Annotated in this window: 6 protein-coding genes; 3 read left to right on the forward strand and 3 right to left on the reverse strand. The window is 68.6% G+C overall.

The window, feature by feature from the left end:
- Positions 1-125: 125 nt before the first annotated feature.
- The 3 genes from ASE83_RS02830 to ASE83_RS02840 all read left to right on the forward strand — a co-directional run bounded on the left by ASE83_RS02830 (position 126) and on the right by ASE83_RS02840 (position 4925).
- Positions 126-1256, forward strand: a complete 1131-nt coding sequence (locus ASE83_RS02830; RefSeq protein WP_055785371.1) for a site-specific DNA-methyltransferase — start codon at positions 126-128, stop codon at positions 1254-1256.
- Positions 1256-2332, forward strand: a complete 1077-nt coding sequence (folP, locus tag ASE83_RS02835) for a dihydropteroate synthase (protein WP_055785368.1) — start codon at positions 1256-1258, stop codon at positions 2330-2332. The genes ASE83_RS02830 and folP overlap by 1 nt, the downstream gene beginning before the upstream one ends.
- A gap of 253 nt (positions 2333-2585) precedes the next feature.
- Complete coding sequence (locus ASE83_RS02840) at positions 2586-4925, forward strand: hypothetical protein (protein ID WP_055785366.1); 2340 nt, start codon at positions 2586-2588, stop codon at positions 4923-4925.
- Between the two features lie 10 nt (positions 4926-4935).
- Here ASE83_RS02840 and ASE83_RS02845 read toward each other — a convergent pair whose 3' ends face one another.
- The 3 genes from ASE83_RS02845 to ASE83_RS02855 form a co-directional block, all read right to left on the reverse strand.
- Positions 4936-7269, reverse strand: coding sequence for a GH92 family glycosyl hydrolase (locus ASE83_RS02845; RefSeq protein WP_055785363.1), 2334 nt, complete (start codon positions 7267-7269; stop codon positions 4936-4938).
- A 17-nt stretch (positions 7270-7286) separates the two neighbouring features.
- The gene (locus tag ASE83_RS02850) at positions 7287-8201 is read right to left on the reverse strand and encodes an ROK family protein (RefSeq protein WP_055785361.1); all 915 of its coding nucleotides are present in this window, start codon (positions 8199-8201) and stop codon (positions 7287-7289) included.
- Between the two features lie 79 nt (positions 8202-8280).
- On the reverse strand, positions 8281-9273 hold the full coding sequence (locus tag ASE83_RS02855) for a LacI family DNA-binding transcriptional regulator (RefSeq protein WP_055785358.1): 993 nt from the start codon (positions 9271-9273) through the stop codon (positions 8281-8283).
- Positions 9274-9307 lie beyond the last annotated feature (34 nt).

Consider the following 9307-nt stretch of genomic DNA (forward strand, 5'->3'; position numbering starts at 1 on the left):
GACTCTAGATATGCCCCGCAGCGACTCGATTCGTCGCCGCAACGACTCTGTCCGATCCGCAGAGTCAAGCATTACCTCTTGACCGCGACTCGTGGATTCCGCGAGATGGCGGCGACGCAAGGGGAATGACGACAATGGTGGCAGTGAAAACCCGGAAGAAGAAGGCGCCGACGACGACGGTCGCGCTGCCGCTCGACCGGATCCTGATGGATGATTGCATCGAAGCGATGCGGTCGCTGCCGGCCAGGTCGATCGACTGCATCTTCGCCGATCCGCCGTACAACCTGCAACTGGGCGGTGACCTGCTGCGTCCCGATGGCAGCCAGGTCGACGCGGTCGATGACGATTGGGACAAGTTCGACAGCTTCGCGACCTATGACAAGTTCACAAAAGCGTGGCTGGCCGAGGCGCGCCGTATCCTGAAGCCCGATGGCACGATCTGGGTGATCGGCAGCTACCACAATATCTACCGCGTCGGGTCGATCGTGCAGGACCAGGGCTTCTGGATCCTGAACGATATCGTGTGGCGCAAGTCGAACCCGATGCCCAATTTCAAGGGCACGCGCTTCACCAACGCGCACGAGACGATGATCTGGGCATCGATGGGGGAGAAGGCGCGCTACACCTTCAACTATCGCCAGATGAAGACGCTGAACGACGAATTGCAGATGCGCTCGGACTGGGAATTCCCGATCTGCGGCGGGCAGGAGCGGTTGCGCAAGGACGGGACCAAGGTCCACCCGACCCAGAAGCCCGAGGCGCTGCTGTACCGCGTGCTCCTCGCCTCGACCAAGCCGGGCGACGTGGTGCTCGACCCGTTCTTCGGCACCGGCACGACCGGCGCGGTCGCCAAGCGGCTGGGGCGGCACTTCATCGGGATCGAGCGCGACGCGACCTATGTCGAGGCGGCGACGGCGCGGATCGAGGCGGCACTGCCGCTGGATGAATCGGCGATCCGCGCGATGCGTGCGCCGTCCAAGCCGCCGCGCGTGGCGTTCGGCGTGCTGGTCGAAAACGGCCTGTTGCCGCCGGGATCGATGGTGACGGATACCAAGCGCCGTTTCCGTGCGACGGTGCTGGCGGATGGATCGCTGCTGTCGGATTGCGGCGCGGCGGGGTCGATCCACAAGCTGGGGTCGACGCTGCAGAACGCGCCGTCGTGCAATGGCTGGACCTTCTGGCACACCGAAGGGGCCAAGGGGCTGGTGGCGATCGATGCGCTGCGCCAGCAATGGCTGCTCGCGACCCAGCCCTGATGTATCTGCGCCCGGTCCGCTTCGTCGATACGCCGGTCGGGCTGCCCGACGGGTGCGTCGCACGGCTGGCCGGGGGAATGCTGTGGTTCGCGGCCTATGAGGTGCGCGACCGGGCGGGGTTGCGGATCACGGTGCCGGTCGAGCGGTTCGAGGCGTGGACCGCGACCCTTCCGGTGGAAAAGGCCGAACGGGCACGGCTGCTGCATCGGCGGATCACCAGCGCGCGTCCGCCGCTGGCGTTGGGGGAGCGGGTGTTGCGGTTCGACCAGCCGCAGGTGATGGGGATACTCAACGTCACGCCCGACAGTTTCTCGGATGGCGGGGCGCATGTCGGCGATCCGGCGGGTGCGGCGGCGGCGGGGGTCGCGATGGCGGCTGCCGGCGCGGCGCTGATCGATCTGGGCGGGGAATCCACCAGGCCCGGTGCCGCGACCGTGTGGGAAGGCGATGAGATCGCCCGCGTCGTGCCGGTCGCCGAGCGGCTGGCGGCGGCGGGGGTCGCGGTGTCGGTCGATACGCGCAAGGCGGCGGTGATGGAGGCCGCGCTGGCGGCGGGGGCGCATATCGTCAACGATGTCGCCGCGCTGGCCTATGACCCGCGGGCGCCGGGCGTCGTCGCGGCGAGCGGCTGTCCGGTGGTGCTGATGCACTCGCCCGCGCCTGCGCAGGGGCCGCATGGCGGCGCGGGCTATGGCGACCCGCTGCTCGACGTGTTCGACTGGCTGGAGGCGCGGGTCGAGGCGGTGGTCGCGGGCGGTGTCGACCGGGCGAAGATCATCGTCGATCCGGGCATCGGTTTCGGCAAGGCGCTGTCGGACAATCTGGCGCTGGTGAACGGGCTGGCGCTATTTCATGGGCTGGGCTGCCCGGTGCTGCTGGGGGCCAGTCGCAAGCGGATCATCGGCGCGCTGTCGAACGAGGCACCGGCCGACCAGCGGCTGGGCGGGTCGGTCGCGCTGGCGATGGCCGGGATCGAGCGCGGCGCGCAGATCATGCGGGTGCATGACGTGGCGGACACGGTGCAGGCGATCCGGGTGTGGCGGGGCCTGCGCGATGCGGCGCTGGTGGCGCGGTAAGCTCGGCAATCTTCGTCATTCCCGCGCAGGCATGAGTCTGTAAACACTGACGTATCGATCCTGCCGTAAGGCTGGCGGCGGAAGCTAAGCTATCACGTATCCCCGCGCAGGTGGGGATACAGAGCCAGAGGCGCTGACGTTTGCGCCTGACGCCCTGGACCCCGCCGGCGCGGGGGTACGCTCATTTCTTGTTCTGGTGAGTACCGCCAAGCGCAGTGGATCAACCCGCCTCCCGTCCGCTATAGCGCGCCACATGGTTCGCGTATTCCTGTTGCTCGCCGCGCTGTCGGCGCTGTTCGCCGATACGGCCCATGCCCAGCAGAACGGGTTCGACCTCGACGGGCCGGAGGTCGCGGTCAGCGTCCGGCGGGGCGCGGTCGAGTTGCCGGTGGCGGCGGTGCCGGCGCTGCGCGGTGGGGACAGGATCACCGCCCGCGCGCTGCTGCCGAAGGATCAGTCGGCACGCTACCTGCTGGTCGTCGCCTTTCTGCGCGGGGCGACCAATCCGCCGCCCAAGGACTGGTTTTTTTCGGTCGAGACGTGGAAGCCGAAGAAGGACGTGCTGACCGTCACCGTGCCGGACGGGGCCGAACAGGCGATCCTGTTCCTGGCGCCGGAGGCCGGGGGCGGCTTTTCGGCGGTGCGCGGCGCGGTGCGCGGACGGCCGGGCGTGTTCGTGCGGGCGGCGCAGGATTTGTACCAGGCATCGCTCGACCGGCAGCGGCTGGATGCGTTCGTCGGGGCGATCGGGCGGATCGGCGATGCCGCCCCCGAACGGCTGGCCACCGCCGCACCGGTGCTGGCCGAGGCGCTGCGGATCAAGCTGAACGCCGACTGCCTGCTCAAGCAGCGCGCATTGCAGGCCGCGTGCCTGACCCAGCAGCGCGACGCGCTGGTGTTGCAGGCGCAGCGCGGGGCGACGTTGACCGAGACGCTGACCGGTGCCCCGGTCGACATCGCGTATCGCGTGGCGGCGACGCGCGAGGGCGGGGCGGGCTATTACAGTCCCTATATCGGGCTGGCGCGCGATCTGGCGCGGCTGTTCGGCGCGTTCCGCAGCGCGCAATATCAGTATCTGCCGGCGTTGGCGCTGGGGCAGGGCGATGCGATCCACCTGCAACTGAACAGCGCGCCGTCGTTCCAGAATCCGCGATCGGTGCTGGTCGCGCCGCTGCCGCCGATCGGCGACGCGCCGCCGCCGCTATGGCGGTCGGGCGCGCAGGGGGCGCTGTGCCTTGCCAGGCCGGACCTCGTGCTGCCGCTCGACGATGCGGCGCTGCTGTTCGCGACCGATTACGCGCGCGACCTGACGTTGAAGGTGACGGCGGCGGACGGCACGGTGTCGCTGCTGAAGCTGACGCCCGATGCCGAGCGCGGCGGGCTGGTATTGACGGGCGGTGCGGCCGTTGCCGGGCCGATCGGCGATGCGGTGGTGCAGGGAAGCTGGGGGTTCGACCGCTTCAGCGGCCCGCGCGTGCCGGCGCAGATCGACGGGCCGGGGGCATGGACGCCACAGCCCGATGCGAACGTCATCGTCGGGCGCGATCATCCGCTGGTGCTGCGCGGCGGGGCCGCAGCCTGTGTGTCGGGCCTGACGCTGCGCGATGCGGGCGGGCTGAGCCGGTCGCTCGGCTGGAAGGCCGCGGGGGCCGATACGATCGAGGCGACGTTGCCGCTGGGCAAGACCCGGCCGGGGCCGCTGACGCTGACCGTCGTGCGCCACGGCGCGGTCGCGCCCGACCAGATCGCGCTGACCGGCCGCGCGGAGCCGAGCCGGCTCGACCGGTTCACCGTCCATCGCGGGGACAAGGCGGGGGTGCTGGAGGGCGCGCGGCTGGATCAGGTGGCGGGGCTGACGATTGGCGGTACACGCTTTGCGGCGGGCGCGCTGACGCGGGTGGGTGAGGGCGACCGGTTGGTGCTGACCGCCGAAGCGCCGCTGGGCGACGTGGCCGACACGGCGGCCAGCGTGCAACTGCGCGACGGACGCAGCGCCAGCGTGGCCGTGACGGTCGCGCCGGCGCGGGCGGCGCTGCAATTGCTCGACCGGCGGGTGGCGTTCGATCCGCCGGCCGGGGCGCGATCGATCGATCTGCCGGCGGGGTTGGTCCCGACCACCGCCACGCTGACCTTTTCGGCGCGGATCGCGGGCGGGCTGACCGGGCAGGACGACGGGATAGAGATTGCGGGCGGCGATGCGAGCAAGCGGCTGACGATCGCGTCCGGCGCGGTGCAGCGGGTCGGCGACGATGTGGTGGTGACGACCATCGCGCCGCAAGCGGCCTTCGGTCCGGCGGTGTCGGGCGCGCTGCGCGTCCGGGCATGGCGCGGCGGCGCGGCGGGGGACTGGCAACCGCTGGCGACGTTGGTGCGGCTGCCGGTGCTCACCGGGATCGAGTGCCGCGAGGCGTGCACCGTCACCGGCCGCGACCTGTTCCTGATCGCGGCGATCGGGACGTCGCCGGACATGGCGGGTGCGGTGACGCTGCCCGGCGGGTTCGTCGGAACGTCGGTATCGATCCCGCGCGGGGGCGACGGGGCGCTGTACCTGAAGCTCCACGACGCCGGCGACGCGGTGCTGCGCGTGAAGTGATGCCTGCGGATCAGCGGGTCACGCGCTGGCTCATCGAATAGGGCGCCGCCTCGGGGCCGGTGGCCCATGCCTTGTTCGGGGTCGGCCCCATGACGAAGCGCAGCGTGCCGCCGGCCATGATCTCGTCCTGCGAGATCCAGGTGCGATCGAGCTTCCGGCCGTTCAGCGTCGCCGACTGGATATAGACGTTGGCTGCGCTGTTGCCCGGTGCCTCGACCACGAAGCGCTTGCTGTTCTCCAGCGCCAGTTCGGAGCGGCGGAACAGCGGCGAGCCGATGACATACTGGTTCGCGCCGGGGGTGACAGGATAGAAACCCAGCGCGCTGAAGACATACCATGCCGAGGTCTGGCCGTTATCCTCGTCACCCGGATAGCCGTCGGGCTGCGCGGCATAGAGGCGGCGCATGACGTCGCGCACCCGGAACTGCGCCTTCCACGGCGCGCCGGCATAGTCGTAGAGATAGATCATGTGCTGGATCGGCTGATTGCCATGGGCGTAATTGCCCATCCCGACGATCTGCATCTCGCGGATTTCGTGGATGACCGAACCATAGTAGCTGGCGTCGAACCTGGGCGGGCTGTCGAACACCTGGTCGATCTTCGCGACGAAGGCGCGGTCGCCGCCCATCAGGTCGATCAGGCCGCGCACGTCCTGAAACACCGACCAGCTATAGTGCATCGCATTGCCTTCGGTGAAGGCGTCGCCCCATTTCAGCGGGTTGAACGGCGTCTGGAACGTCCCGTCCTGATTGCGGCCGCGCATCCAGCCGACTGTGGGATCGAACAGCTTGCGATAGTTCTGCGCGCGGGCACGGAACATCGCCGCGTCGTCCTTCTTGCCCAGCGCTTCGGCGAGGCGGGCGATGGTGAAGTCGGCATAGGCATATTCGAGGCTGCGGGCGGCATTTTCCTTGATGCCCACGTCATAGGGAACGTAGCCGAGGCGGTTGTAATATTCGACGCCCTCGCGCCCGACCGCGCTGATCGTCTTGCCATCGTCCGATTTCGGGCGACCGACGCTGGTCGTCGCGTTCTTCTTGATCGCGGCGTACAGCGTTTCGATGTCGTAGCCGCGAATGCCCTTCAGATAGGCATCGGCGATGTTCACCGCCGAGTTCGACCCGATCATCACGTCGCGGTGGCCGGGGCTGGCCCATTCGGGCAGCCAGCCGGATTCGCGATAGGTGTTGGCAAGGCCGCCCATGATCTCGCCATCGAGCTTGCGCTCCATGATCGTGAACAGGGGAAACACGGCGCGGAACGTGTCCCAGAAGCCGTTGTCGGTGAACATCGGCCCGGGCAGCACCTGCCCGTTATACGGGCTGTAGTGCACCATTTTCCCGGCGCGGTCATATTCGTGGAAACGGCGGGGAAAGAGCTGCGTGCGGTAGAGCGCCGAATAGAAGGTGCGGACATTGTCGAGGTCGGGATCGTCGACCTTGTAGCGGTTCATCAGCGCGGACCAGGCGGCGCGTGCCTTCGCCTTCGTCGTGTCGAAACTGTCGCGACCCAGTTCGCGGTCTAGGTTCAACTGGGCCTGTTCGGCGCTGATGAAGGAGGAGGCGACGCGGACGTTCACCTGTTCGCCCTTGCGCGTCCTGAACCCGACCAGCGCGCCGACGCGCTTGCCCTCGGCCGTCGTGACCCCCGACTGGCGCTTGAAGCCATCGCCGATGGTGTCGGCGACGGTGAAATCGTGGTCGAACTCCAGCACGAAGTAATTCTTGAAATTGGCCGGCACGCCGCCGCTGTTGTTGCTGGCATGGCCGATGATGCGCCGCTGCTTCGGCAGGATGGTGACCGCCGACCCCTTGTCGAACGCATCGAGCAGGACCCAGCTCTGGTCGCTGTCGGGGAAGGTGAAGCGGAACTGCGCGGCGCGCTCGGTCGGGGCGATTTCGACCGTGGTGTCGTAATCGGCGAGGTAGGCGCTGTAATGATAGGGGCGGGCGGTTTCGGCCTTGTGCGAGTACCATGACGCGCGGTCGGCTTCGGCCAGCTTCGGCGCGCCGGTCATCGCCATCAGCGAGAAGGCGCCATAGTCGTTCATCCACGGACTGGGCTGGTGGGTCTGCTTGAACCCCCACAGCTTCGTATCGCGGTAACGATAGGCCCATCCGTCGCCGGCCTTGTTGGTGGTCGGCGTCCAGAAGTTCATGCCCCAGGGCAGCGCGATCGCCGGATAGGTGTTGCCGTAGGACAGTTCGTAGGTCGAATCGGTGCCCATCAGCGGGTTGACCAGATCGACCGGGTCGGCGCGCTTTTCCTGCGCGATGCCGGGGGTGAGCGGCGTGAGGATCAGCGCCAGCGCGGTGGCGGTTGCGGTCAGGCGGGGCAGGGCCATGGCGACGGTCCTCTTTCTCAACGGGTCGGCAGGTGGTGACGGGCGCGGTCCCAGAAGGCCGCGTCGAAGGTCCGGGCGGCGCCGAGGATCGCGGCGTCCTCCGTATCGGCATGGACCGCGATGCGGGTGGTCGGCAGCCGCTGCCCGAGCGCGGGGCCGAACAGGTCGAACGCACCGCAGATGCGCCCGCCGAGCATGACCGTCTCCGCGTCGAAACGGTCGACCCAGGGCGACAGGATCGTGCCGAGGTTGTCGCCATAGCCGGCAAAGATCGCGGCGGCCCGCGCGTCGCCGCCGCGCGCGGCATCGGCGGCGGTGATCACCGTGTCGATGCCGGTCAGCCGTTCGCGGATGCGGGCGGTCAGCCAGCGGGCGGAGACATGATCGTCGGCGATGCCGCCCTCGAACGGCAGGTGCCACAGCGATCCGTGCGGCGGCACGTCGTCACCGTCGATCGCCGGAATGCCACCGCGCAGGAACGCCGATCCCAGCCCGGTGCCGAGCGTCACGCCGACGACATTGCCCTGCGCCGGAGCCGCGCCGATCGCGACGCAGCCGACGGCAAAGGCGGTGGCGTCGTTCAGGAAGCGGACGGGGCGCGGATGACGCAGCGCTTCGGACACCGCCCGCGCGACATCGACGCCGTACAGCGCGGCGAATTTCGCATTACCCGCGAAATAGCCGATGCCCGCGGCATAGTCGAACGGACCGGGCATCGCGATGCCGATGCCGTGCACGCGGTCGGGACCGACGCGTTCGATCACCACATCGATCGCCCCGGCCCATGCCGCGATAAGCGTGCCGCGATCGTCGTCGGGCGTGCAGGCGACGTGATGATAGCTGTCGGGAACCAGCGCGCCCGGCGCGTCCCGCGCGATGGCCGCCGCCGCGACGTGATGCCCCCCAATGTCGACCCCGACGATCATCGGCATCCGTTCTCCCTGTCCGGCGCGACGGGTTCGTCATCGCCTGCAGGAATCATGTAATCCATTACATCGCCAGAAACCAAGCCTAATTCGTCGATGCGCTGCTTTGCCGGACGATCAATTCGTGGGGCAGGATATGCACGGTGTCGTCGGCGCCCTTACCCTCGATCCGGTCGATCAGGATTTCGCATGCCTTTGCGCCCATCGCCTCGGCCGGCTGGGCGATGGTGGTGAGCGACGGGGTGGAATGGGCGGCGAAGCTGATGTCGTCGAACCCGGTGATGGCCAGGTCGTGGGGAACCCGCAGGCCCCGCGCGGTTGCCGACTGGATCGCGCCGATCGCCATTTCGTCGTTCATGCTGAAGATCGCGGTCGGGCGGTCGGGCAGGCCGAGAAATTCGTTGGCGGCTGCAAGGCCCGATCCCATCGACCAGTCGCCGAAGCGGACCAGCGCCGGATCGAACGCGATTCCAGCAGCGTCGAGCGCGGCGCGATACCCCTTCATGCGGTCGACGGCGTGCGGGTTGGCGGCCGGGCCGCTGATGGTCGCGATACGGCGATGGCCGGCGGCGATCAGATGATCGGCCATTTCGCGGGCGGCGCCGGCATTGTCGATCCGGACTGAGGGCGCCTGGGTCAGTTCGCAGCCACAGGCATGGACGATGGGATAGCTCGCCGCGCGCTGCCGCGCGTTGAAGCCGTAATCGGGGCTGAGTTGGATCACGCCATCGGCCAGCCGGGTTTCGACCAGCTGCTCGTAATGGGCTTCGCGGTCGCGGGAATCGCGCGTGTCGCCCAGGAACACCGAATAGCCGCGCCGCCATGCGATCGATTCGATGCCGGCGGTCACGTTGGCGAAGAACGGGTTAGCGATGCCCGGCACCAGCACCAGCACCGAAAAGGACCGGTCGGAGCGCAGGTTGCGCGCCAGCAGGTTGGGCCGGTAATCGACCTCCGCCACCGCCGCCATGACGCGGGCGCGGGTGGCCTCGGTCACCTTTTCCGGGGTGCGCAGCGCACGCGACACGGTGGCGGTCGACAGACCAGCCGCGTTCGCGACATCGATGATACTGCTCATGTTCACGTTCCCCCGCCAAAGGTTCTGCCGAGCA

Source organism: Sphingomonas sp. Leaf32 (genome assembly GCF_001421765.1).
Classification (GTDB): Bacteria; Pseudomonadota; Alphaproteobacteria; order Sphingomonadales; family Sphingomonadaceae; genus Sphingomonas.